Genomic DNA, 24,312 nt, shown 5'->3' on the forward strand with positions numbered 1-24,312 from the left:
TAGCTTGGACAGGTGCGCGCTGCCGGGCAGGGTGTTCGATCGCTGACGAGGCTCTTCGGCGTCAGTGCGCTGGCCGGTGCACTGATGGCGGGGCTGCTGGTGCCGCTCGCCGGGCTGGCGGGGATCGGCAGCGAGCAGGTGGCCGACTCGCTCCACGCGTTGCCGCAGACATTGACGTCTCAGCCGCCCGAGGTGCGGACCCGGATCCTGGCAGCTGACGGGAGCTTGATCGCGAATCTGTACGAGGAGAACCGCGCGCCGGTCGGGCTGAACCAGATCGCCCCGACGATGCGGCAGGCGGTCGTCGCGATCGAGGACTCGCGGTTCTACCAGCACGGCGCACTCGATCTCCAGGGCACGCTGCGGGCGATGATCCGCAACCGCGCCGACGGAACTGTCCAAGGCGGCTCCAGCATCACCCAGCAGTACGTGAAGCTGACCCTGCTCGAGAACGCCCGCACCCCGGCCGAGCAACGCGCCGCGACCGCGCTCACCTACCAGCGCAAGCTGACCGAGCTGCGGTACGCGATCGCGGTCGAGCAGGAGTACTCCAAGGACGAGATCCTGGCCAGGTACCTGAACCTGGCCAACTTCGGCGACGGGACGTACGGCGTCCAGGCCGCCGCCCAGCATTACTACGGCGTCAACGCCTCCGAGCTCACCCTTCCCGAGGCCGCGATGCTGGCCGGCATCGTCAAGAACCCGAGCGGCTACGACCCGGTGACCAATCCGGTGCAGGCCAGGAACCGCCGGGACACGGTGCTCGAGCGGATGCTCAAGCTCGGCCGGATCTCGGTCGCTGAGGCGAACGCGGCACTTCGGGCACCGGTGATCGACCTGTCCACCGTCCGCCCGCTGCTGAATGGCTGCGCGAACTCGCCGTACCCCTTCTACTGCGAGTACGTCGTCTCCAAGCTGGTCGACAACCCGGCGCTCGGCGACACCGTCCAGGAGCGCGACCACAATCTGAAGACCGGTGGCCTGACGATCCGGACCTCGCTGGACCCGCGCATCCAGGCCGCCGCGCAGCACTCGATCGACCAGCACAGCAAGCCGACCGACAACACGATCGCAGCGGTCACCGTGGTCGAGCCGGGGACCGGACTGGTGAAGGCGATGGTGCAGAGCACGCCGTACGGCGATGGCCGGCACGAGACGGCGTACAACTACAACGTCGAGAAGTCCTACGCCGGTGGGTACGGCGGGTTCCAGAACGGCTCGACCATGAAGGCGTTCACGATCGCCGCGGCGATCGAGCAGGGGATCCCGATCGACTACCAGATCAACTCGCCGCCGCAGATCGACCTGAGCGGTGTCCCGTTCCGGACCTGCACGGGCCGGACCCGGGTTCTGAACTACCAGCCGAAGAACTCCACCAGGAGCGGTGACTTCACCATGGTCGACGCGGCCCGGTTCTCGGTGAACACCTACTTTCTGCAGCTGTCCGAGAAGACCGGCTTGTGCGCGCCCGCGACGGTCGCGGCCGAGCTCGGCATGTACAACGCGCAGACCCTGAAGCCGCTCGACCAAGTGGTGTCGTTCACCCTCGGAGTCGGCTACGTGACTCCGCTCATGCTGTCGAACGCGTATGCGACGTTCGCCGCCCGTGGTGTCTACTGCCAGCCCCTACTCGTCACCTCGATCACCGACCAGGCCGGCAAGTCGATCGCGACCCCGGGCCAGTCCTGCAAGCAGGTCCTCGAACCGTGGGTCGCGGACGGCGTGAACCGGGTGCTGAGCGCGGTCATGCAACCTGGCGGTACCGGCGGGAACCTGACCTTCGGGAACTGGGACCTGGCCGGCAAGACCGGCACCATCAACCAGAATCTCGCCGTCTGGTTCTCCGGCTACACCCCGAACCTCGCCGCCGCGGCGGTGGTCGCCGACGCGACCCCGCCGTACACGAACCTGATGAACGGGCACAAGCTGGACGGTCAGGACATCACCGACCCGACCGGTTCGGGTACGGCGGGACCGATCTGGGAGACCGCGATGCGCGGCGCACTGGACGGGATGCCGCTGGAACACTTCGTCGCCCCACCGGACCGGGTCCTCGGCAGCCTGGCCGGCCAGAGCTCGAGTCAGACCGCCGGCCCGAACCAGAACCCGAACCAGAACCAGAACCATAACCCGAACCAGAATCAGAACCAGAACGGTGGTTGACCAGGGCAACCGTACGGGCGATGGCGTGGTCAGTGGCTGGTGACGACGAGTGTCGGCGGGTCGTGGACAGGGCGAACGCCAGAGGGACGATGGTGTTCCAGCGTGCCGGTGTGTAGATGCTTCGGGCAAGTGATCAGAGCTGCACCGTGAGGGTCCAGCTGTTGAGTTTTCCGACGTCGCGGCCGGCGTTGTCCACGACCGTGAGGGTCCAATCGCCCTGGGCGTCCAACCCCACGAAGGCGGCGAGTGGTTCGCCGGCGTCGCTGCGGCAAGCGCTACCCCCGCAACGGTTCCAGCCTCGCTCACGGTGACCTTGTTCTCGAGGGCGGGGCCTTCCGCCGGTATCGGCGCGCCGAGCAGGGATTGCAGTTGCACCGAGGGCCCCTGGGAGGCGATCCCGGCCACCAGTGCCCAGCTATCCAGTCGGCCGACGTCTGCCGGCGCGCGGTCCGCCACCTGCAATGACCAACTTCCGCCGGTCTGCGTCCCGACGAGTGCGGCGAGCGAAGCGACCGACTCGGAGTCGTACGACCGCCGCAGGTTGTCTGCCCCGCCGCCGGTCCGGTCGTGCAACACCGCGGTCCGGCCGTCCGGCGCTACCAGGCTCACCACCAGGTCACCGCGGAACGGGTGCGTGATGACGACGTCGACTGCGAGCGACTGCACCACTCCAGCAGCCGGGAGCGAGACTGTGGACACCACGCCTTCCGCATCGGCATCCGGGATGGTCAGGCCGGGAGCCGCCTCGGCCCGCAGGACTGAGGTCGACGGGGCAGGCGGCGGCTCGAAGTCGGCGACGATGCCGCTCAGCTGCGGTCCGTCGGTCCGCGCACCAGGACCCATCCCATAGCGGGCGAACACCTCCCAGGCGGACTGCACAAAGCTTGCTGTGGCCCCGTCGTCGTCTCCGCGCGCGAGGGAGAACTGCCGGGCCGCGAGCAGGATCGCGTCGCGGGCGGCGAGCAGGCTCGGGTTGGCGGCCGTGAGCTTGAGGCTGTCGACAACGATCTGCAGGGTCTCGGTGCGGCCCAGCCGTCGGCCGAGCGACATCAGTCCGGCGCACCAAAGCTCGCCGATATCGTGCACCTTGGTGTACTGCGGTGAGCCGAGCTCGGCATAGGTGCCGGGGTAGTCCTCGGTGTAGGGGCGGCGGCGGATCCCGGTGGCGCGGTCGACCACCCAGTCGCCGACGACGTTCTTGCCGAGCAGTGAGCACGCGACGAAGTCGCTCCAGCCCTCACCCATCCCACTCGACTGGGCCGCGTCCAGCGAGGTGTCGTCCAGCGGGCCTCCGACGAGCCGGTTCGACAGCCCGTGGGTGTACTCGTGATAGACCACGTCCGCGTCCAGTGCGGTGTGCCGCTGGGTGGAGTTGACCAGTCCCATGTTCATCGTCGGCGCGGATCCGTCGGCCGGCGTGGCCATGTTCGCCGTACCCCAGACCACCCCCGGGTGCACCTGGGCGAGCACGGCGTCCCCGGCCCGGCCGCCGCGTCCGAGCGCGCTGAGCTGGAAGTTGCCGTCGGGTTCCCGGAACCCCAGCAGGTACAGCGCGTCGTGCATCGCGGCGCAGTACGAGAACACGTTCAGGACGAGCTGTTCCGGCGCGTTCTCCTGAGCGGGTGCTGCGAACACCACGCCGCCCGCGCTCGGTGCTCCTTTCACTGTGCGCCCCGTGCTGAAGTCGATCGCGCGGACCGAGGCTCCCGCTGTGGTCTCGTCGAGCAGCCAGGGATCCGGGAACCCGGCGGGCAGCCCGGGAGGCACAGGTACCCCGTACGTCGCCAGTGGCAGCGGGAAGTCGACATCCTGGCGTCCCTCGCCGGAACGCAGTACCACCTGGGCGTGCCCGCCCAGCCCGTGCGTGAGCCGTCGGCACAGCAGGATCCGCGCGTCGGCGGCGTCGATCAGGAACCGGTACTCCGGGGCGCCGGGAACCTGGACCCGTAGCTGCCACGAGAGTCGCAGCCCTCCGTCCAGCGGGAACCACATCAGCGCGACCGTCACCGGCCGGGCGAATCCGGTCGCTTCGAAGACCGTTGCCCGGTCGGGGCGCTCGACGGGGGAGGTGATCAGCCGCGCGGTCATCGACTGGACGTCCGGAACCGGCTCGGCGACGGACTGGCCGAAGGGATCGGGCTCCACCTCGTCGTCGCCGGCTGCGAGATGTGCCGCCGCCACCTCGAGAGCCTCCGACGCCGGGATCGACGGCTCGACGACGAGATCGTCGGCGATCGTGTACGACCGCCCGGCCACTTCGAGCAGTTGGCCGCTCGGGTCGAAGCGGACCGTCTCGCTCGCGTCGTAGATCGCGATGCCTTTGTACTGCTGCCTCAGGTGTACGGCGACGCCGTCGGCCGAGGTGGTCTGGTAACCAGGATCGGCGAGGTACTCGGGCGCCTGCTCCGGCGCGAGGCCCAGGGCCGGCCCGACGTTGTGCACATGCGCCAGCGCACGCCGGACGAAGTCGCCGTCAGCAGCCGGAGCGTCCCGGGACACCACGACCGCGGGATTGCCGGTGCTCGCGTCGAAGCTGACGATCTGAACGTCGTGCCCGCCCGGCCGGGCGGAGGCTGCCTCGGCCGCGGCGTGGAGTTCCGCGCGTCGCTCCGGAGCGACGGTGGTGCCGCTGCTCGCCTCGGTGCGGAGGTCGACTTCTCTGGCCATGACAGCTGTCCTTACTTTCTAGGGGATGACGTCGAACACGCGTAAGGCGACGCCGGGCCGGCGGCCGGCGAAGGCGCGGAGGGTCTCGAGGTCGGCGAAATCGGCCGGGACGTCGAGCAGCCAACCGGGGCGGTTGTCGTCGGCGACACAGAGCAGGAGTTCGGTGCTCGGGGCAACGGGACCCGGGTTCCAGGCGAGCTCCTCGATATGAGTGCTGCCGGCCGGCACCGGCGGCGCTGCGGCGACGATCTCGTTCGCGGTGATCGGTGTGGCGGCGAGGTCGAGGCGGAACAGCCGCAGCCGGGTGTGGGTGGAGTCGACGGTGCCGACGTTGCGCACCCGCAGGTACAGGGTGTTCGGGACACCCGCCTTCAGCACGTCCTTACCGAGCGCGGCCCGGACGGCGAACAACGCGGGTCGATCCGGTGCCGCGACCGCCGCGGGAGTGGCGACGAGCTCGGCCAGATGGGCCCCGCCGAGCACCGGATGCCGCCGCCCACCGCCCTCGGGCGACGCCGCGACCCGCAGGTCGATGTTCGGTACGTCGGCCTTCGCCGGAACGCCGACCGGCTCGCAGCCTGCTTCCGGTCGCCGAGGTGAAGCCGATCGCCGGGGTTCCGGTGGCGGTGGCGGGTAGAATCTCAGCGGCTTCGGCATCCGAGTTCGCGGTCCGGCGCCGAAGTTGTCCCAGGTGTCGCCGCCGTTGGTGGAGACGAAGACGCCGAAGCCGCGCAGGGTGTTCGAGCCGGCCGGTGACGCTTCGCCGGTGGCTGCGTAGATGCGGGTCGGATCGGTGGGCGCGACGGCCATGGCACCGACGACGAGGCAGCGGCGGTCGTGCCAGTCGGGCAGCGGTTCCCAGTGCCGGCCGGCGTCGCGGGTCCGCCAGACTCCGCCGCCGGCCGAGGCGGCGAACCACACCTGGGGATCTGGGTTGGCGGGATCGCCGCAGACGATCGCGCGCATCCGGCCGGCCACGTTCCGCGGGCCGACCGGCACCCAGTTGTGGCGGGCCCTGGCTTCCTCGCGATGCACGTCCCGGCGAGCGCCCATCGTCTGGTCGCCTTGCTCGCGTTGCGCGGCTCGCCCGTGGAACGCTCGTACGTCTCGCAATGCCTGTGGATGGACAAGACCGAAGCGAGGGCCGACGCCAATCTGCGGTCCGTCATCTGGCGGCTGCGCAGGAGTAGTCCGCAGCTGGTCAGTCTGTCGGAATCTCACCTGTCGCTCCGTCGCGAGGTCGAGGTCGACATCGACGCGTTGCGTGGATTGGCCCGGGCCCTCGTCGACGAGTCGTCCGCCGTCGAGCTGTCCGCGGTCGATGCGGAGAGCTTGTCGGGGGAGTTGTTGCCAGGGTGGTGCGACGACTTCGTGGAGTTCGAACGCGAACGGTTGCGGCAGATGCGGCTGCACGCGCTGGAGTCCCTGTCGCACCGGTTGCTGCGCGCTGGACAGTACGCGCTGGCACTCGACGCGGCTCTCGCGGCGGTCGCTGCCGATCCGCTGCGCGAGACCGCCCACCGCGCGGTCATCACGGTCCACCTTACGGAGGGCAACTTCGGCGAGGCGCTCCGTCAGTTCTCGTCCCTGGCCGACTTGCTGGCCCGGGAGCTGGGGATCGCGCCGTCGCGTCGTACGGCGGAACTGGTCGACGTCCGATCGGACTGGGCGGCCGGTCCAGCGCCGCGGCAAGCCTCCCGGTTGCTGCCGATCTGAGCTCTTATCGCGACAGCTTGACCTGTAGGGCGTCCGAGACGCCTTTCTCGAGCAGCTGCTTGCGAACGTCGTCGACGGCGTCATCGTCTTGCGCGGGGGAGACGGCGTCTTCGAACCGTCGGTAGAGCTCGGGGTCGGTCGCCAGGTAGAAGGCGAGCTCTTGGCCGACCTGGCCGAGGTCGGCCGGTACCTTGTCGGCGCTGGTCCGCAAGAGATCCGCCAACCCGTCGTCGAGGCCCTTCGCCGGACCTGGTGCAGCAGCGAGAAGTGGTTGGGCGCTGCGGACGGTGCTCTCGAAGAGCTGGCCGAAGGTGGTGAGGCCGCCGCGTCCCAACGGAACGTGTTGGGTGGCGGTCGGCGCGAGGGTCGGTACGGTCCGGCCGTTCGGCAGTTGTGCAGAGAGCAATGCGTCGGCGTTCACGAGTCCGCCGCCGAACTGCCCGGACGGCCAGCCCGGGACCGGGGTTGCGGTGTCTCGCACCAGTTGCGAGAACGTCGGCGCGATCCGCTCCTTACCGCCGCACGCGCTGATGATCGTGTTCCGCCCGTGTTTGGCGAGCCACAGGGCAGCGATTCCCGCGACGGTGGCAACGGCGTACGACGTTCCCGAGCCCTGGCTCACGTTGTTGAGGGCGTCGTTGGCATTCGCGGTGGCGTGCCACACCCGGTCGCCTGGCGCGGTGATGTCCACTGCGCGTCCTCGTGACGAGCCCTTCCATATGCCGCGCTCGGCATCACACGCGGCGACGGCGACGACCTCGTCGTACGCCGCGGGGAACACGACGAAGCGCACGCAGTTGCCTGCGGCGGCGAGCACGATGACGCCTCTGCTGGTCGCGTAGACCACGGCGTCATGCAGGCGATCGCTGCCGACGCCGCCCATGCTGATGGAGATGACGTCGACACCCCGGTCCGTGGCCAGCTCGATCGCCCGGGCGAGGTTGAGTGTGTCAACGACGACCACGCTGTCGGAGACCCGGAACGGGACCAACTTGGCGTGCGGCGCCGTACCGCTGACCGCGTTCTGCGGATTCGCGTCGGCGGCGCCTCGTGGACTGACGATCACGCTCGCCGTTCCGGTGCCGTGCCCGCCGTTCTGCCAGGGGAAGGTCTTCTTCAGTTCGTCCTGCGGGTCGTCGTCGTTGTCGACGAGGTCGCGGCCGACTCCGGTCAGCAGGTTGGCCGCGATCTCGGGGTGGCGACGGTAGCCGGTGTCCGGGTGGCCGATGACCACTCCTTCTCCCGGCTGGGCGCCGGCGAAGTGGTTCTGCCAGGCCAAGGGGACGTTGGCCAGCTCGATGCTCCACTCGTGCGCCTTGGCCTGGGCGAGATCCTCGCCGCTGCCACAGGCAAAGCTCGGGAGACCGAAGGCGGCGGCCGGTCGCTCGTCGCCGTCGAAGCCCCACTCCGGACGGTCGGTGACCCAGGCCTTGAACAACGGCTCGGCGCTCGCGATGCCTTTGTGCGCGCGAAGCTGGTACGTCCGGTCCCACGCTTCTCTGGGCGTCAGCGCACTCTTCTCGGAGATCACTTCGAACTGGTTCCTGCGGTCTCCGTAGTTCGTGGCGTGCCAGCCCTCGCCGAGGACGTCGCTGATCGCCCGATCGACCTTCTGTTGCGCCGCGCGAGCGGTGGTCTTGACGGCGAAGGCTTGGAAGGCCGGACCCGGGACCTGCTCGTTCTCGCTCATGTGCGCGCGGCCAAGTCAGATCGTCGACGTGGCGATGAGATGATCGAGGACCCGCTGGGTCTTGCTGACCTGGCTGTCGTCCACCGGTAGCTGCTGCTGCTGCACGAAGTCGGTCAGCGCGACCTGAGCGGCGACGGCCTTCTTCGGCTTGGCGACGATCGACAGCTCGAGGAAGTCGAGCCCGGCGTCGACCTGCCAGCGTTCGGCCCGCACCTCTGTCGTCAGGCCGTCGAGGGTGAACTTCTCGTACCGGGTAGCTGCGATCGGCGGCAGCATGCTGACGGCCGCGAGGTTGACCCGGCCCTGGCCGCACTTGCCGAGGAAGTCGAGTTGCTCCTTGCTGAACAGTTCGGGGACCAGCCCGGCATCGGCCTGCGCGGCCGACAGCCGCGAGTCCGTCCATTGCACGGTCATCGCCGTGGCGAGCGACCGCTTGTCGCCCGCCCAGTCCGCCTCGATCTTCAGCTCCTCGTCGCCGGCCTCCCGGTTCTCGAAGTACTCCGGGGCGAGCTGGGACCAGCGACTGGGCCGGAGCTTGATCGTCGAGTCGCCGGTCGTCGCGGTCTTGCCGCGCACGCGCAGAACGACTCCGATGTCGAGCAGTGCCGTCGACGCCGCGGCGTCGGTGACGTCCTCGCAGAACACCACCGTCCAGGCGTCGCCGCCGGTCAGCCCGAGTCGGCCGACCGCCTCCTCGATGTGCGCGCCGGCAAGCGTGATCTTGATTTCCACCGATTCTGGACGCACCTCGACACCCCCCAATGAGTACGTCGGCCGGACCCGCTCCCCAGCTCCACCGGCCGCACGTCAAATTTCACACTCCTCTCCCTCCCAACCACCGTCAAGGTTGCAAATGTTTGACATCTGCAGGCCCTTGCGACCGGTTGGCCGAGAGCGGATCCTGCAAGGACAGGCGAGCCCGTGGGGGAGTCACCATGCCGGATCCAGGTAAGCCCGTCCGTCGCCGTTTCTGGTTCGAGCTCGTACTCGCGATCGTCACCGGCGTGCTCTTCGTCGTGACATTGTTCTGGCACGAATGGCTGGAAGCTTTCGGATTCGATCCGGACCAAGGGTCCGGCACGGCCGAGTGGCTCATCGTCGGCGCGCTGCTGCTGGCGTGCGTAGCCTCCAGCACCCTCTCAACCATCGAATGGCGCCGGACCACAACAGCACCACCTGAAGGCCTCACCGACTGAGCCCCTGCGCTCCAGGCGATCCGAGCCGACCCGTTGCTGGCAGCAACTACCAGCGACGGCACGAACAGGCGGCACGATCTGTGCCCCCTGCACGGGGTTCAGATGACTCGGAAGCGGCCACGGCCGAGGTTGGCCAGGTCCTTCGGGCCTGGGATGCCATCGATGAACTTGGGAGCGCTGCCGATGGCCTTCTGATGCTTCTTGTAGGCCTCACGGGTGAACTTGCCGGCCCGGCCGTCGACGGCCAGGCTCGTCTTGATGCGGGCATTGAGTGCCAGCTGGATCGTCTTGACGTCGGGCAACACCTTGGTGCCGCCGGCCCTGAACTGCAGCTGAACCGTCACCAGATGTACCACCGGCCGACCTCCGACCGGCACCACGCCGCCAGTTGGCATGGTCAACGGGAACACTGTGATCTTCACCCGCGGACCATCGAGCGGGCCGCCGTCCTTCAGCCCGTTCTTGCCATTCCTGTAGGCCTCCACCTGCCTGGCCGCGGACGGATCCAGACCGGGATCACCGATGGCCACCGCGTGGATGTGGTCGGCGAATCCCTGCTTCGTGGTGCGATGGAAGGCGGCGAAGGAGACCTTGCGGAGCTCGACGAGTGTTTGTGCCTGCTGTGCCGCGTTTTGGTCTTTCGTCCGGATATCCACGACCCCGGCGCGGTTGTGCGTCGGACCAGACCTCTTCGCCGCCTTTCCGGCCAGGAAAGAGCCTTGCACAATGACGAGTTTGCGCCCGAGTTTGCGTTCGACGGCCTCGAGCATCGCCTTGGTACGGCGGTTGATCACCAGCGGTCGTTCTGAGGAGTCCCTGCCGAGGGATATCTTCTCCAAGAATAAATTGGCCATGATCTTTCGTCCCCCTTCAGGCCGGTTCGCCCGGCCTCAGATCCGTGGCGCCGTTCCGTCGCTCGCTCGTCGGCCCCGGCGTGTGCAGCGCGGCCCCCACGTCCAGCGGAATGCTGTCTGAACCACAGTGAACGGCCGGCCAGGGTGGGACAAGGGGGAGCCGGGACTTCGACGGACCCGGTGCTCAGATCTCGACGCAGGCGGTCGACGCGGAACGGGAGCTTGTGCGTGGTTTTGGGGCGTGGCGGACAGTCTGGCCAGCTGGTGGCAGCCTGCATCGATTGCGTCCTACAGGGTTGGCCATTGGTCGACGCATCAGAACGGGAGCGGTCGGCCCGATGGTGTGCGGAGGTCGAGCGGCTGCGTGCTCTTGCGGGCGAGCGTTCGTAGCGGCCTTCTGCGGATCTGGATCTGTCGCATCGCTTTGCCCCTGTCCTGGGGAGTGATGCGACGGGTCGTCGTACCACTCCCAGCTACTTGGTGGGAATGTTTCGTCATGCGATGCCTTCGGGGCGATTGCAGGCGCGGATGGGTGAGGAGGCGGCGCGATGGCTGCGTGCGTGGCTGGTGTCCTTCGATCGAGCCGAGTTGAGTCCCCGATAGTGGTGTAGCGCGGTCGCCGAGTTCGTCACCGGCGTGTACGTCGGACGAAGAAGCGGCCACCGCGTGATCCTTCGAGTCAACCTTCCACAGAATCCTCGAGGACCAACCACGATGACCGCACCACATATTGTCGACCCTGCCGGCCTGCTTGGCGAAGCGCTCGCCGAGGCCTCGCCCGATCTGATGCGCAGCCTGCTGCAGTCGATCATCAACGCCCTGCTGTCGGCTGATGCCGATGCCGTCGCCGGCGCCGAGTGGGGCCGTCCCAGCCCGGGCCGTGCAGCTCAGCGCAACGGCTACCGCCACCGCGACCTGGACACCCGCGTCGGCACCATCGACGTCGCGATCCCCAAGCTGCGCAAGGGCACCTACTTCCCCGAGTGGCTGCTCGAGCGCCGTAAACGCGCCGAAGCGGCCCTGATCACGGTCGTGGCTGACTGCTACCTCGCCGGGGTGAGCACCCGGCGGATGGACAAGCTGGTCAAGACCCTCGGCATCGACTCGCTGTCGAAGTCCCAGGTGTCGCGGATGGCTGCCGACCTGGACGCGATCGTGGACGACTTCCGCCACCGTCCCCTCGACGCGTCCGGGCCGTTCACGTTCGTGGCCGCCGACGCACTGACCATGAAGGTCCGCGAGGGCGGCCGCGTGGTCAACGCCGTGGTCCTGCTGGCGACCGGAGTCAACGGCGACGGGCACCGCGAAGTGCTCGGCATGCGCGTTGCCACCAGCGAAACCGGGCCGGCGTGGAACGAGTTCTTCGCCGATCTGGTCGCCCGCGGCCTGGCCGGTGTCCGGCTCGTCACCTCCGACGCCCACGCCGGCCTGCGGGAGGCGATCGCAGCCAACCTGCCCGGCGCCAGCTGGCAGCGGTGCCGCACCCACTACGCCGCCAACCTCATGTCGATCTGCCCCAAGAGCATGTGGCCGGCGGTGAAAGCGATGCTGCACTCGGTCTACGACCAGCCCGACGCGACCGCCGTGCACGCCCAGTTCGACCGACTGCTCGACTACGTCGCCGAGAAACTCCCCGCCGTCGCCGACCACCTCGCCGCCGCCCGCGAGGACGAGGACGTATGGACCCAGATCTGGTCCAACAACCCCGCCGAACGACTCAACAAGGAGATCCGCCGCCGCACCGACGCCGTCGGGATCTTCCCCAACCGCGACGCCATCGTCCGCCTCGTCGGCGCCGTCCTGGCCGAACAGACCGACGAATGGGCCGAAGGACGCCGCTACCTCGGCCTCGAGATCTTGGCCCGCTGCCGCCTCACCACCATCCCCACCACCAACCCCGAGATCGGAGCCGACGACCTGCCCGCACTCACCGCCTAACAACCGCCCAAGGATCGCGCAGCGCTACACCACCACAAGGGACTTGACCTCGAGCCGCCGGACCCGATGGATCCCGATCTGTCGATCCTCGAACTCGCGGATGCCGCGTTGGAGCGCTTCCGAGCTGCAGCCGGCGGAAGGTACCTCGAGCCGCTCGCGATGCCCGTCGCCGCGATGACCGAGGGGACCTTGAACGGCGTTCCGGAGGACACCCGGCTGGCTCACCGCGGAAACCAATGGCTCTCAGGGCCGGCCCGTGGTTGCCGGTAGCAACTTGAACGCCTTCATCGGCGACAACGTGTGAGATGCGGCGCGACAGACTCGAGCGCTCAGAACCCCGAACCCATGGTCGACGATGTGCGAGAAGGCGCTGGGCTGGTGCCGCGTCAAGCAAGGTTGGGGAGGTAATCCGGGGCGACCACTACCCCGAAGCCCGCCCCGGCGGCCAGGTGCGGGGTTCACCCCTGATCTTGTCCCTTCACCCCGGGTATGCGGTGGGTAGAAGGGTGCAGCTGCGAGGTTCTCCCCCGAAATTGACCCGGCGGAAGGCGAGTGCGGTAACGACCTCGACGTTTCTTGGCGAGGCACCAGCACCTGCAGGTACGTGGCGCGGCCTGTCGGTCTAACAGCTCTGATCCGAGTGACCTTCTTGCTCCTCGCCGCGCACTGAGCCTCGTTGTCCGGCGCGGTACGCCGCCTTCAGGGCTGTGCATGTGGGGATGCGCCGGCGGGGTAGTGTTTCGCTCTGATGCCTCCAGCCCGCGCCCGCCGTCCTCGCCCTGCCGACATGACAGTCCCTGTCGGCGCCCGCACGGTGTTCACCGACGGTGCCTGTTCGCGCAACCCCGGACCTGGAGGCTGGGCCTGGGCGCTGTCGACGACCGAGTATGCCGCTGGTCACGAGGCTGCCTCCACCAACCAGCGGATGGAGATCCGAGCCGCCCTCGAGGCCGTGCGGGCCAACGACGGTCCGCTGCTGGTCGTGTCGGATTCGACGTACGTTGTCAACTGCTTCCGCGACGGGTGGCACAGGGGTTGGCTCGAGCGAGGCTGGCTCACCTCAGCAAAGAAGCCGGTCGCCAACAGGGATCTCTGGGAGCCCCTGGTGGCGTTGGTGACCAAGCGCGGGGATGTCGCCTTCCAGTGGGTAAAGGGCCATTCCGGCCACCAGATGAACGACTTCGTGGATGGCTTGGCCGTCGCTGCCTGCTTCCCACAGCACTGACCTGGGTGGACGCGCGACACCCCGTATCTTGTGACGATCCGGCCCGGGTGCTTTCCTGATCGTGGGGCTGTGGTGCGGGCGGGCGAGGTGCCTGCGGTCGCCGCAGAGGACGATGAGCGATGGATCGAGTACGACGTACCTCGTGGTGGAAACCGGATCGCACCAGGGGCAGCGGATCGACCTGACCGGCGCCCGTCTGACGGTCGGCCGGTTGCCGAGCTGCGAGGTACGGTTCGAGGACCCGTACCTGAGCCGGACGCATGCGGCGCTGTGGCAGCAGGGCGGTGTGGACTACGTCGAAGATCTAGGCTCGGCCGGCGGCACCTTCGTGAACGGCGAGGCGATCACGGTGCCGCGGCGGCTGTACCCCGGGGACCGGGTTGCGTTCGCGGACCTGCAACTTCGCTACGACACGGGCGAGGGCGCGCCGACCGCGGTTCGCTACGACATCGGCGATCAGCGAGCGCACACGATCAACAATGTCGGAAGGAGCCAGTACGTGCAGCATGTGATCCAGCAGCGCGAGAACTTCTTCCGCGAGATCGGCTCTCGTTGGGCCCCTCGGCGTGCTCGCGCACTGGCTGGACCCTCGGAGCAGGCCTCCCGGCCGAAGGTGTTGAACGAGGTCAGGTAGCTGACCTTCGTCAGGCCGCTGTCCGCTCACCGATCCTCGGCCTACTGCCGGCCCTGCTGTGAGTTGTGTGTCCGAGGAGGCACACGCACGTTAACCACAGGCCTTCAGCTCCACGTCCGAGCCCACGCCAGCCGCGGTCATCCGGTGACGATGTTGACGAGCCGTCCGGGCACCACGATCACCCGGAGGACGTCGACGTCGGCCAGCATGCGGACTACCTGAGCGTCGGCCAGCACCAGCGCCTCGGTGCTCGCCTTGTCGGCGTCGGCAGGTAGCACGGTCGTCGCCCGCACCTTGCCGTTCACCTGCACCGCGATCTCGATCGTCTCAGTCGTCAGCAGGGTCGGGTCGGCGACCGGAAAGGTCTCCCACGCCAGCGAATCCGCATGCCCCAGCCGCGACCACAGCTCCTCGGCGACGTGGGGTGCCAGGGGGGCCAGCATCAGCAGCAGTGGTTCGACGACCTCACGCGGTGCTCCGTCGGCCGCGCCCCATCGCGCGGTCAGGTGGTTGTTCAGCTCGGTGATGCGGGCGATCGAGGTGTTGAAGCGCAGCCCTTCCATCCCCTCGCGCACGGCCGCGATGGTCCGGTGGAGCTGCCGCCGGGTCTCCTCGTCGGCCGCGTCCGAAGAGACCCGCGGTGAACCGGTCTCCTCGTCGACGACGTTGCGCCAGACCCGCTGCAGTAGCCGGTAGACACCGATGACCGCCTTGTTGTCCCACGGCCGGGATTGCTCCAGCGGACCGGTGAACATCTCGTACAGCCGCAGCGTGTCCGCGCCGTACTCGGCGTACATCTCGTCCGGGGCGATGGAGTTCTTCAGGCTCTTGCCCATCTTGCCGAACTCGCGGGTGACCGGCCGGCCCTCGTAGGTGAAGCTGCCGTCGACCTCGGTGACCTGCGCTGCCGGTACGTAGAAGCCGCGCTCGTCGGCGTACGCGGCGGCCTGGATGTAACCCTGGTTGAACAGCCGGGCGAACGGCTCGGACGCCGACACGTGCCCCAAGTCGTACAGCACCTTCTGCCAGAAGCGTGCGTACAACAGGTGCAGTACGGCGTGCTCGACGCCGCCGACGTACAGATCGACGCCGCCGGTCGGGTTCTCGGCGGTCGGCCCCATCCAGTACCGCTCGACCTCCGGGTCGACGAAGCGGTCGTGGTTGGTCGGGTCCAGGTAGCGGATCTCGTACCAGCAGGAACCGGCCCACTGCGGCATCGTGTTGGTCTCGCGGTGGTACTTCTTCAGCCCGTCGCCCAGGTCCAGCTCGACCTCGACCCAGTCCGGCAGCCGGGACAGCGGCGGCTCCGGCTCTGAGTCGGCCGCGTCCGGTCCGTCGTACGTACGCGGCGAGAAGTCTGTCATCTCGGGGAGCTCGACCGGCAGCATCGACTCGGGCAGCGGTACCGGCAGCCCGTGCTCGTCGTACACGATCGGGAACGGCTCGCCCCAGTACCGCTGCCGGCTGAACAGCCAGTCCCGCAGCTTGTACGTGATCGCCGCCTCGCCCAGGCCCTGCACCTGGAGCCAGGCCGTGATCCGGGCCTTCGCCTCTTCCTTATCCAGTCCGTTCAGCGAAACGCCGGCGTTCGCAGAGGCGATCAGGATGCCGTCGCCGGAGTACGCCTCCGGCCACTCGGCCGGTGGGGTGTGCGGGCCGATCCGGTGCCGCTCGGTCCACTCGGCCGGCGGCTCGATCACCTTGACGACGGGCAGGTGGAACTTCTGCGCGAACTCCAGGTCCCGCTGGTCGTGCGCGGGCACCGCCATGATGGCGCCGCTGCCGTACCCCGTCAGCACGTAGTCGGCGACGAAGATCGGCACCTGCTCGCCGTTGACCGGGTTGAGCGCTGTTGACCCGGTGAAGACGCCGGTTTTGTCCCGGCCCTCGGTCTGCCGCTCCAGGTCTGAGCGCAGCGAGGCTGCTTTGCGGTACTCGGTGACGGCCTTGCCCGGCGTCGGGGCGCCACCGGTCCACTCCGGACGTACGTCGTCCGGCCACCGGTCGGCCGTGACCTCGTCCACCAGCGGGTGCTCCGGGGCCAGAACCAAGTAGGTGGCGCCGAACAGTGTGTCCGGCCGGGTCGTGAAGGCCTCGATGTCGCCGGCGGGCGAGCCGAAGCGGACCCGCGCGCCACTGGACCGGCCGATCCAGTTGCGTTGCATCTGGGCCACCGATTCCGGCCAGTCGACCGAGTCCAGGTCGTCGATCAGCCGGTCCGCGAACGCGGTGATCCGCAGCATCCACTGAGTCAGCGGCCGCCGGTAGACCGGGAAGTTTCCGCGCTCGCTGCGGCCGTCGGGGGTGACCTCCTCGTTGGCCAGCACGGTGCCGAGGCCGGGGCACCAGTTGACGACCGCATCCGACCGGTACGCCAGCCGGTGTGCGTCCACCACGTGCCGGCGCTCCACTGTGGACAGCTCGGGCCACGGTCGGCCGTACGGGTTGGTGCCCTGGGCCGGCTCCCGGGCCCGGGCGTCCAAATCGGCCCACAGTTCCGTGACCGGGCGGGCCCTGCTCGCGGCCGCGTCGTACCAGGCGTCGAAGATCCGCAGGAAGATCCATTGGGTCCAGTGGTAGAAGTCGACGTCCGTGGTGGCAACGCTGCGGCGCAGGTCGTGGCCCAGTCCGAGCCGGCGCAACTGCCGCCGGTAGTTCCGGATGTTGGCCTCGGTGGTGGTTCGGGGGTGTTGCCCGGTCTCTATCGCGTACTGCTCGGCGGGCAGGCCGAACGCGTCGAAGCCCATCGTGTGCAGCACGTTGGCCCCGGACATCCGCAGGTAGCGGGCGTAGACGTCGGTCCCGATGTAGCCCAGCGGGTGGCCGACGTGCAGCCCAGCACCGCTCGGGTACGGGAACATGTCCAGCACGTAGCGGCGCGGCCGGCCGGCGACCTCGTCGAAGCCGTCGGACAGCGGGCCGGTCGGGTTGGAGGCATGGAAGGTGCCCTCTCGCTCCCACCGCTCCTGCCAGGCGGTCTCGATCCGCCTGGCCAGCGCCGCGGTGTATCGGTGCGAAGGGATACCGGCCGTCGGTGTGTCCGTGGCCCCGTCGACTTCGCTCATCGTCGTCGCTCCTTGGTCGGTGCGGATACGAACAGAGCCCCCGTAGTCCACGGTCGCGACGAGGTGGTCAGTGGCTGGTGACGACGAGTGTCGGCGGGTCATGGACGGGGCCCGGAAGCGCATTCGTCTCGTACGGCTGGCGCAGTCCGGGCCGCCAGGCGAGGAGCCGGGTGCGGGATCCGGCGTTGAGGGCGATCACCAGCCAGCCATCACGGCCGGTGAAGGTCAGCCCGGGTTGTGACTTGGTGGGCAGTTCGATGCCTGGCACGATGCTCAGCCGGCCCGTGTCGAGTTGCAGGATCGCGATGTCCAGGGGCGGGAGCGGCTGGCCGGCAAGACGTTGGTCTGTCGTTGCTCGTTGGATCAGGAAGGCGACCCTCGTGCCGTCCGGGCTGACGACACCGCAGCAGGCGGGCCGTGGAAGGGGGAATCCGAGGGTCTCTCCGCCGGCGATCAACCGGCGGTGGAGCCTGCACGGTGACGCGTCGTCGTGACAGCCGGTGGTCCAGAAGACTTGGCCTGCGCCGGCCGCGAGTGGCGCGACATATTGGTCGAGCTTGGCCTGTAACCGACCGGTGCGTGCGTCGACGAGGGCGAGCCACGTCGGTGAGATCCCCGGATCGGGCTGCATCAGGCCGACGATCGTGTCGCCCACGATTGCGGATGCGTAGAAGCCGAGCGGCAGCCGGACCCGCTGCCCGCCGACGACCGGAGCGATCGTCCCGTAGGGGTTGTCGATGTCGCTGGCGAAGGATGCGATCCAGACCCGATTGCCATCGGTCAGCGCCCACTCGGTGGGACGGAGTGGGCGGATGACACTCACCCGGTGATCGACGCTGATGCGCAACATCGCGTAGGGAGCCGTCTCGCTGCACGACCCGGTTGTCGCGTACGCCGTAACCGGATCACCTGCCAGCACAGCGGCGTACTCGCCCGGACGGACGACTGCGTCAGGCAAGGTCGTCACGCGGCCGCTGTCGAAGTCGACGAGTCGCAGCCGGTCTCCGCCGAGCAGCACCTGGATCCCGGTGTGCCCCGCGGGTGGCGCACTCGACACGATCGGCAGCAGCGTCTCCGCTCCGCATGCGCCGGGCGCCGTCGGCCACGCCGTCGCCGTCCGCCCGCCCGGGATGGCGTTGATCGCCTCGGACGGGGTTGGACTCGGCACGGCCTGATGGGGCGGCCGATCCGTCGAGGCGCGAAGGACGATCAGGGTCAGCACCGCCACCAGGACCAGAATCCATCCGGCCCTTCGGCGCCCACGTCTCGAAGCTTTCCCGACTTCGAGGATCTCTTCCTGATCGTGTTCCACACCACCATGAAAACACCGCTCGTGCCGCTCAGGCCGCGAGTTGTACCCGCAGTGACGAGGCTGACCGGGTTCCTCCTCGCCGGCCCTGCCGTCTTGACGCGTCGATGAAATTCGCGATTCATCCTCCCCACGGTGTCTTGGCAATTTCTCAATGTTTTGAAGCAAGTTTCTGACACCGTGGCCGACGCGGCGCCCATCATCCACAGGCCTCCTGCCGGCGGTAGGAGGCAGCGTCTCCTAGCAGAGAGCTAACCGGTCGTGGTCACGGTCTTGGTGGCCGGTTCACACTGACCAGCAAGTGCACGTTCTAACCAGATTGCAGCCTCCGGAGAGTAGATAGATTATGTGTGAGGACGCTGAGAAGGCTCCGTCACACCGGGGCATGCTCAAGCTGGGCACGGCGGCGTTGGCGGCCGGCGCGGTACTGACCGGAGGTGCTGGTCAGGCAGCCTCGGCGGCACCTGGCCCCAAGTCGGCGAGGCCCAGGTTCGCACCGCTTCCGCGCTCGGAAGTGCGATGAGTCCTACTGTGATGGCCGGCTTGGACAACGGCGTGCCCAACAACCCGGCCGTAGTCGAACACGCGCGCCGAGGCGTCGTACGCGCGCTCTCCGCGGTGTTCCACCAGGTCGACATGAACTGCACCGGGGTCGACACAGTTCGGATCTGGTTCTGATCTGCATGGGTTCGCCTCTGCGTGATCGGCGTGATCGTCTGGCCGCGCTGCTCGGCAGGCGCAGCGAATGCGCGACCCTCGACGGCCTGATCGCGGGTTCGCGGGCAGGGCAGAGCCACGTGCTCGTCGTGCGGGGTGAGGCCGGAATCGGCAAGACCGCATTGCTCGACTATGTGGAAGCGCGCGCAGCTGGTTGCCGCATCGCCCGATTGGCGGGCGTCGAGGCCGAGACTGAGCTCGCCTACGCCGGGCTGCATCAGCTCTGCGCCCCGTTCCTGGATCGACTTGACCGCCTGCCCACTCCGCAACGTATCGCCCTCGGGACTGCCTTCGGCCTGACCGGAGGGCAGGCACCGGACCGGTTCCTGGTCGGACTCGCGGTGCTGGACCTGCTGGCTGACCGCGCCGAGCAGCGACCGCTGATCTGCCTCATCGACGACGTGCACTGGCTCGACCGTGTCTCGGCGCAGACGATCGCCTTCGTTGCCAGGCGGCTGGCGGCTGAGCGGATCGGGCTTGTGGTTGCGCTACGGGAGCCAAGCGATCAGCACGACTTCGCCGGCTTGCCGGAGCTCACGGTCAACGGACTGATCGAGGCAGACGCCGGCCGGCTGCTCGACTCAGTGGTGAAGGGTCCGATAGATCCCCGCGTCCGCGACCGAATCATCGTGGAGACCCGCGGCAACCCGCTTGCGCTGCTCGAGTTGCCGCGCGCGTGGACGGCGGCAGAGCTCGCAGACGGGTTCGAGCAATCGGATCTGGTTCCATTGGCCAGTCGCATCGAGCAAGGCTTTCTTCGTCGGCTGTCGACGCTCCCGCAGGACACCAGGCGTCTGCTCGTGGCCGCGGCGGCTGAACCGCTCGGCGACGCGACGTTGCTGTGGCGGGCGGCGGATGTGCTGGGGATCAGGGCGAATGCTGCGCAGGCGGCCGAGACGGCGGGTCTGATCAAGTTCGGTGCGCGGGTCGGGTTCCGGCATCCCTTGGTACGCGCGGCTGCGTACCGCTCTGCGTCTCCGGAAGAGCGCCAGGAGATCCACCGCGCATTGGCCGAGGTCACCGACGCCGAGGTCGATCCCGACCGGCGAGCATGGCACCGAGCCCAGGCAACACTGGCGCCGGACGAAGGGATCGCCGCTGAACTGGAAGAGTCGGCCGCCCGAGCGCAGTCTCGTGGCGGCCTGCTGGCTGCCGCGGCGCTGCTGGAACGAGCGGCAAGTCTCACGCCCGAACCAACCGGGCGGGCTGAACGCCAGCTCGCCGCGGCCTGGCGCAAGCGCGATGGTGGCGCCCTCGATGCTGCTCTCGCGCTCCTGGCCGCGGTCGAGAGCGGCCCGGCCGATGCGATGCGGTCTGCGGAGGTGAAGCACCTGCGCGGACAGATCATGTTCGACCAGCGGAGAGCCGCCGGCGCCGCTCCGCTACTCCTGGACGCCGCTGGACACCTCGAGTCGCTCAACGGTGATCTGGCCCGCGAGACGTATCTGGATGCGCTTGCCGCCGCCATCTGGGCCAGCGGGACCGATTCGCCCGAGGTGACGAACGTCGTTGCGGCCGCCGCGCGGGTCGGCTCCCCGCCCCGAGGAGCGCCGCGGGTCATCGACTGCATCCTCGACGCGCTGGCCAGCAGATTCACGGACGGCCACGCGACGGCGGCAGCATCGCTTGCCCGAGCGCTGATGGCTGTGCAGAGCATCGATTGCGGCGCCGAGGACGTCGGCCGGCTGCTTCGGCTCGGCGGCAACCGGGTCACGGCAATACTCGCGACCGAGCTGTGGGATTTCGAGGCGGGACGGGCGCTGGCCGAGCTCCAGGTCCGCCGAGCCCGTGACGCCGGCGCGCTTGTTCAGTTGCAGTTTGCCGTCAACGTGCTCGCGACCAACAGGCTGCTTGCCGGGGAACTCACCGAGGCCGCTGAGCTCGTCGAGGAGGACCGAATGGTCGCCGACATCACCGGCAATCAAGCAGTCGGCTACGCCGCGATGCTCCTCGGTGCCCTCCGCGGGCCTGACGAGAAGGCATCGAGGTCGATCGCGGCGGTCCGCGGCGAGGCGTGGTCATTGGGCCAGGGGCGGATCGTCACCTTTGCCGACTACGCAACCTCGGTGCTGGACAACAGCCTGGGGCGTCACGAGGTCGCACTGCTGGCGGCGCGCGAGGTCTTCGACCGCGATGTCGTGGGCGGATACCAGATGATGGTGGTCTCGGAGCTCGCGGAGGCGGCCTCCCGCACCGGCGATGCAAAGCTGGTAGCGGCAGCGCATCAGCGGATGTCGGAGCGCGCTCGTGTCACGCCCACCTCTTGGGCGTTGGGTATCGAAGCTCGGCTTCGGGCGTTGCTGGGTGACGAGGACGTGGACGCGTCGCACCGCGAGTCGATCCATCACCTGGACCGCGCGGGTCTTCGCCTGGAGGTCGCACGAGGGCACCTCCTGTACGGCGAGTGGCTGCGACGGATCGGTCAGCGCATCAAGGCCCGGGAGCAGCTACGCACTGCTCACGACATGCTGTTTGCGATGGGGGCGACCGCGTTTGCCGAGCGGGCTCGGCGCGAGCTCGCTCTGGCCGGCGGCAAGGCGCTCCGCCGCAGTGTCGAGACCACTGAGGAACTGACCGTCCAGGAGTTCCACATAGCGCGACTCGCCCGCGAGGGCCTGTCCAACGCAGAGATCGGCACCCGTCTCTTCCTGAGTGCCCGCACTGTCGAGTGGCACCTCGGGAAGGTGTTCACGAAGCTAGGCGTCAGTACCCGCAAAGAGCTCCGAAACGCGGTGCTCGACGTGGCACCCGGATAGCCCAAACCTGCATCAGGGCGAGGCCCTGGCGCGAGCGAACCAGGCATAGGCCCGGGTGTTCACCGGGTCCGCGGCGGGCAGCGAAACGGAAGGATCGGGGTGAAGCCGACCCTGTCGGCGCCGTAGCTGAACGCAGGAGGCTCGCAGATGGAGTATCTGGTCACGATGACGACGCAGGTTCCGGAGGGAACCGCGGAGGAGGTGGTTGAGGAGGTTCGTCGCCGCGAGGCTGCACGTTCCAGCGAGCTTGCCGGCCAGGGGCATCTGCTGCGTTTGTGGCGTCCGCCCCTACAGGCGGGCGAATGGCGCACCCTCGGCCTGTTCGCCGCCGACGACGAGATGGAGCTCGAGGCCGTCCTCGCGTCGATGCCGTTGCGGGTTTGGCGCTCGGATCAGGTGGTGCCGTTGGCGGCCCATCCCAACGACGCCGGTCTGTCGTACGAAGCACATGCCAAGGAGTTCCTGACGACGTTCGAGGTCACGGTTCCCGACGGCGCGAGTGAGCAGGAGGTCGCCGACATCCAGGCCCGCGAGGCCGAGCGGACGCGCGACCTCGCCGAGGAGGGACATCTCGTCCGACTGTGGATGCTGCCGCCTACGCCGGGCAGTTGGCGGGCTCTTGGCCTCTGGCGGGCCGAAGACGGGGACGAGCTGCAGGTGATCCTGAAGTCGCTGCCCATGGGCATGTGGATGACGACTGAGACCACCCCCCTCACCGAGCACCCGAGCGACCCGGCCAACTCCCAGGTCTGACAGACGCGGCTCCCGGCTGCATGTCACCGGCGGACTGCAGCGTCGGTGCGATCCCCACACTCGGCCAGCAGCAGCTGGTCAAGAACCCAGTAGAACAGTTGTGTACAAACGAGAAAGAGAGTGGACATGAGCTCCACGCGCAATGACGCAGGCATCGGCGAGGGCGAGCTGCATCTCGAGAACGATGTCATTCCGGTCTCCGACGTCGATCGGTCCAAGCAGTTCTATGAACGCTTGGGATGGCGGTTCGACGACGACGTCGCCCCGCTGGACGGTCTTCGGATCGTCCAGTTCACCCCACCGGGCTCCCCGTGCTCGATCACGTTCGGCACCGGACTCACCGCGGCCGCGCCCGGCTCGGCGCAGGCGGTGCTGGTTGTCTCCGACATCGAAGCGACGCACAAGGATCTCGTCAGCCGTGGCATCGACGTGGTCGATGTCTGGCACGGCCCACCGTTCCCGGTCGAGGCACGGCAGCCCGGCCCTGACCCGGAGCGGACCAGCTACGGCTCCTTCTGCTCGTTCACCGATCCGGACGGCAATACGTGGCTGGTCCAGGAGATCACGACCCGACTCCCCGGTCGGGTCTGATACCGCACCAGAAGAAGGCCCGGACCAGACGGTCCGGGCCTTCCTGCTGTACGCCGGACCGGCCGACCCGGGGTTGACCGGGGTTCGCCCCGGGCGCAGGACGGCCACTCGGCCCGCGATGGTGAGTGTGGAAAAGCAAGCAGCAGACAAGGAGAACGTCATGCCACGCCTCGCCGTCGGCACCGAGAACAGTGCCCCGATCGAAATCCACTACGAGGACCACGGGTCCGGGCAACCGGTCGTGCTGATCCACGGCTACCCGCTCAACGGCGCTGCGTGGGAGAAGCAGGAACGAGCGGTGCTGCAGGCCGGATACCGGGTCATCACCTACGACCGGCGCGGGTTCGGCAAGTCCAGTCAGCCCACGGTGGGCTACGACTACGACACCTTCGCCGCCGACCTCAACACGTTGCTCGAGCACCTGAACCTCAGCGAGATAGTGCTTTGCGGCTTCTCGATGGGCACCGGCGAAGTGACCCGCTATCTCAAGACCTTCGGCTCGGCCCGAGTCGCCAAGGCCGTCCTCATCGGGGCGATCCCGCCGTTCCTGCTCAAGACCGGCGACAACCCCGACGGGGTCGACGGGGCCGTGTTCGACGAGATCAAGGCCGCGATCGTCAAGGACCGGCCCGCCTACCTCGAGGCCTTCCTCGACAGCTTCTACAACCTCGACGTACTCGGCGGCTCCCGAGTCAGCGAGCAGGCCTGGCAGAACAGCTTCAACGTCGCGATCACCGCCTCCCCGTACGCCGCGCACGCCTGCGTCGACACCTGGCTGACCGACTTCCGCGGCGACCTGCCCGAGATCGACGTACCGACACTGCTGATCCACGGCGACGCCGACCGAATCCTCCCGTACGCCGCCACCGCTGCCCGGCTGCCCGGCTTGATCAAGGATCTCGAGGTCGTGACGGTCGAAGGCGGGCCGCACAACATCGCCTGGACCCACCCCGACGAGGTCAACCAAGCCCTTCTGACCTTTTTCGCCAAATAGGCCGCGTATTTCGTCTGCGCTGAACCACACAACGATTCGTCTCT

17 protein-coding genes and 1 pseudogene are annotated in these 24,312 nt (G+C 68.3%); 11 read left to right on the forward strand and 7 right to left on the reverse strand.

What is annotated here, in order from left to right; translation table 11 throughout:
• The first annotated feature begins 12 nt into the window (after window positions 1-12).
• Entirely contained in the window at window positions 13-2,163 is a 2,151-nt protein-coding gene (locus tag OG555_RS33805) for a transglycosylase domain-containing protein (RefSeq protein ID WP_329476627.1), read from the forward strand.
• A gap of 462 nt (window positions 2,164-2,625) precedes the next feature.
• Here the strand turns inward: OG555_RS33805 and OG555_RS33810 are convergent.
• Together OG555_RS33810 and OG555_RS33815 are read right to left on the reverse strand one after the other, a co-directional pair.
• Window positions 2,626-4,830: pseudogene (locus tag OG555_RS33810) on the reverse strand (M36 family metallopeptidase); the annotation flags it as partial.
• An 18-nt stretch (window positions 4,831-4,848) separates the two neighbouring features.
• Window positions 4,849-5,883 carry a WD40/YVTN/BNR-like repeat-containing protein gene (locus OG555_RS33815; RefSeq protein ID WP_329476628.1) on the reverse strand — a complete coding sequence of 345 codons (1,035 nt, stop codon included), beginning with the start codon at window positions 5,881-5,883 and terminating at the stop codon, window positions 4,849-4,851.
• Here OG555_RS33815 and OG555_RS33820 point away from each other — a divergent pair.
• Window positions 5,860-6,546, forward strand: a complete 687-nt coding sequence (locus OG555_RS33820) for an AfsR/SARP family transcriptional regulator (protein WP_329476629.1) — start codon at window positions 5,860-5,862, stop codon at window positions 6,544-6,546. The two genes, OG555_RS33815 and OG555_RS33820, sit on opposite strands and share 24 nt — an antisense overlap.
• Window positions 6,547-6,550: 4 nt before the next feature.
• On the opposite strand, the gene OG555_RS33825 is transcribed toward OG555_RS33820, so the two are convergent.
• Window positions 6,551-8,236: a S8 family peptidase gene (locus OG555_RS33825; RefSeq protein WP_329476630.1), complete on the reverse strand. Its 1,686-nt coding sequence runs from the start codon at window positions 8,234-8,236 to the stop codon at window positions 6,551-6,553.
• A gap of 15 nt (window positions 8,237-8,251) precedes the next feature.
• The gene (locus OG555_RS33830; protein ID WP_329476631.1) at window positions 8,252-8,968 is read right to left on the reverse strand and encodes a hypothetical protein; all 717 of its coding nucleotides are present in this window, start codon (window positions 8,966-8,968) and stop codon (window positions 8,252-8,254) included.
• Window positions 8,969-9,171: 203 nt separating this feature from the next.
• On the opposite strand from OG555_RS33830, the gene OG555_RS33835 reads away from it, so the two are divergent.
• Window positions 9,172-9,432, forward strand: coding sequence for a hypothetical protein (locus tag OG555_RS33835; protein WP_329476632.1), 261 nt, complete (start codon window positions 9,172-9,174; stop codon window positions 9,430-9,432).
• A 98-nt stretch (window positions 9,433-9,530) separates the two neighbouring features.
• Here OG555_RS33835 and OG555_RS33840 read toward each other — a convergent pair whose 3' ends face one another.
• A complete protein-coding gene (locus tag OG555_RS33840) occupies window positions 9,531-10,202 on the reverse strand; it encodes a peptidoglycan-binding domain-containing protein (RefSeq protein ID WP_329476633.1) in 672 nt (223 codons plus the stop codon).
• A 798-nt stretch (window positions 10,203-11,000) separates the two neighbouring features.
• On the opposite strand from OG555_RS33840, the gene OG555_RS33845 reads away from it, so the two are divergent.
• The 3 genes from OG555_RS33845 (at window position 11,001) to OG555_RS33855 (ending at window position 14,083) form a co-directional block, all read left to right on the forward strand.
• Entirely contained in the window at window positions 11,001-12,224 is a 1,224-nt protein-coding gene (locus OG555_RS33845; protein WP_329476634.1) for an IS256 family transposase, read from the forward strand.
• Window positions 12,225-13,011: 787 nt separating this feature from the next.
• Window positions 13,012-13,449, forward strand: a complete 438-nt coding sequence (locus OG555_RS33850; protein WP_329476635.1) for a ribonuclease H family protein — start codon at window positions 13,012-13,014, stop codon at window positions 13,447-13,449.
• Window positions 13,450-13,561: 112 nt separating this feature from the next.
• Window positions 13,562-14,083: an FHA domain-containing protein gene (locus tag OG555_RS33855; protein ID WP_329476636.1), complete on the forward strand. Its 522-nt coding sequence runs from the start codon at window positions 13,562-13,564 to the stop codon at window positions 14,081-14,083.
• A 137-nt stretch (window positions 14,084-14,220) separates the two neighbouring features.
• On the opposite strand, the gene leuS is transcribed toward OG555_RS33855, so the two are convergent.
• Window positions 14,221-17,148, reverse strand: a complete 2,928-nt coding sequence (gene leuS / locus OG555_RS33860) for a leucine--tRNA ligase (RefSeq protein WP_329476637.1) — start codon at window positions 17,146-17,148, stop codon at window positions 14,221-14,223.
• A 67-nt stretch (window positions 17,149-17,215) separates the two neighbouring features.
• Window positions 17,216-18,376 carry a hypothetical protein gene (locus OG555_RS33865; protein WP_329476638.1) on the reverse strand — a complete coding sequence of 387 codons (1,161 nt, stop codon included), beginning with the start codon at window positions 18,374-18,376 and terminating at the stop codon, window positions 17,216-17,218.
• Between the two features lie 600 nt (window positions 18,377-18,976).
• On the opposite strand from OG555_RS33865, the gene OG555_RS33870 reads away from it, so the two are divergent.
• The 5 genes from OG555_RS33870 to OG555_RS33890 all read left to right on the forward strand — a co-directional run bounded on the left by OG555_RS33870 (window position 18,977) and on the right by OG555_RS33890 (window position 24,268).
• Window positions 18,977-19,135 carry a hypothetical protein gene (locus OG555_RS33870; protein ID WP_329476639.1) on the forward strand — a complete coding sequence of 53 codons (159 nt, stop codon included), beginning with the start codon at window positions 18,977-18,979 and terminating at the stop codon, window positions 19,133-19,135.
• 5 nt (window positions 19,136-19,140) lie between these two features.
• Entirely contained in the window at window positions 19,141-21,930 is a 2,790-nt protein-coding gene (locus tag OG555_RS33875) for an ATP-binding protein (protein WP_329476640.1), read from the forward strand.
• Window positions 21,931-22,077: 147 nt separating this feature from the next.
• Entirely contained in the window at window positions 22,078-22,683 is a 606-nt protein-coding gene (locus OG555_RS33880) for a muconolactone Delta-isomerase family protein (protein WP_329476641.1), read from the forward strand.
• A gap of 126 nt (window positions 22,684-22,809) precedes the next feature.
• Window positions 22,810-23,274, forward strand: coding sequence for a VOC family protein (locus tag OG555_RS33885; RefSeq protein WP_329476643.1), 465 nt, complete (start codon window positions 22,810-22,812; stop codon window positions 23,272-23,274).
• 160 nt (window positions 23,275-23,434) lie between these two features.
• A complete protein-coding gene (locus tag OG555_RS33890) occupies window positions 23,435-24,268 on the forward strand; it encodes an alpha/beta fold hydrolase (RefSeq protein WP_329476645.1) in 834 nt (277 codons plus the stop codon).
• Window positions 24,269-24,312 lie beyond the last annotated feature (44 nt).

This window comes from Kribbella sp. NBC_01484, from assembly GCF_036227145.1.
Lineage (GTDB): Bacteria > Actinomycetota > Actinomycetes > Propionibacteriales > Kribbellaceae > Kribbella.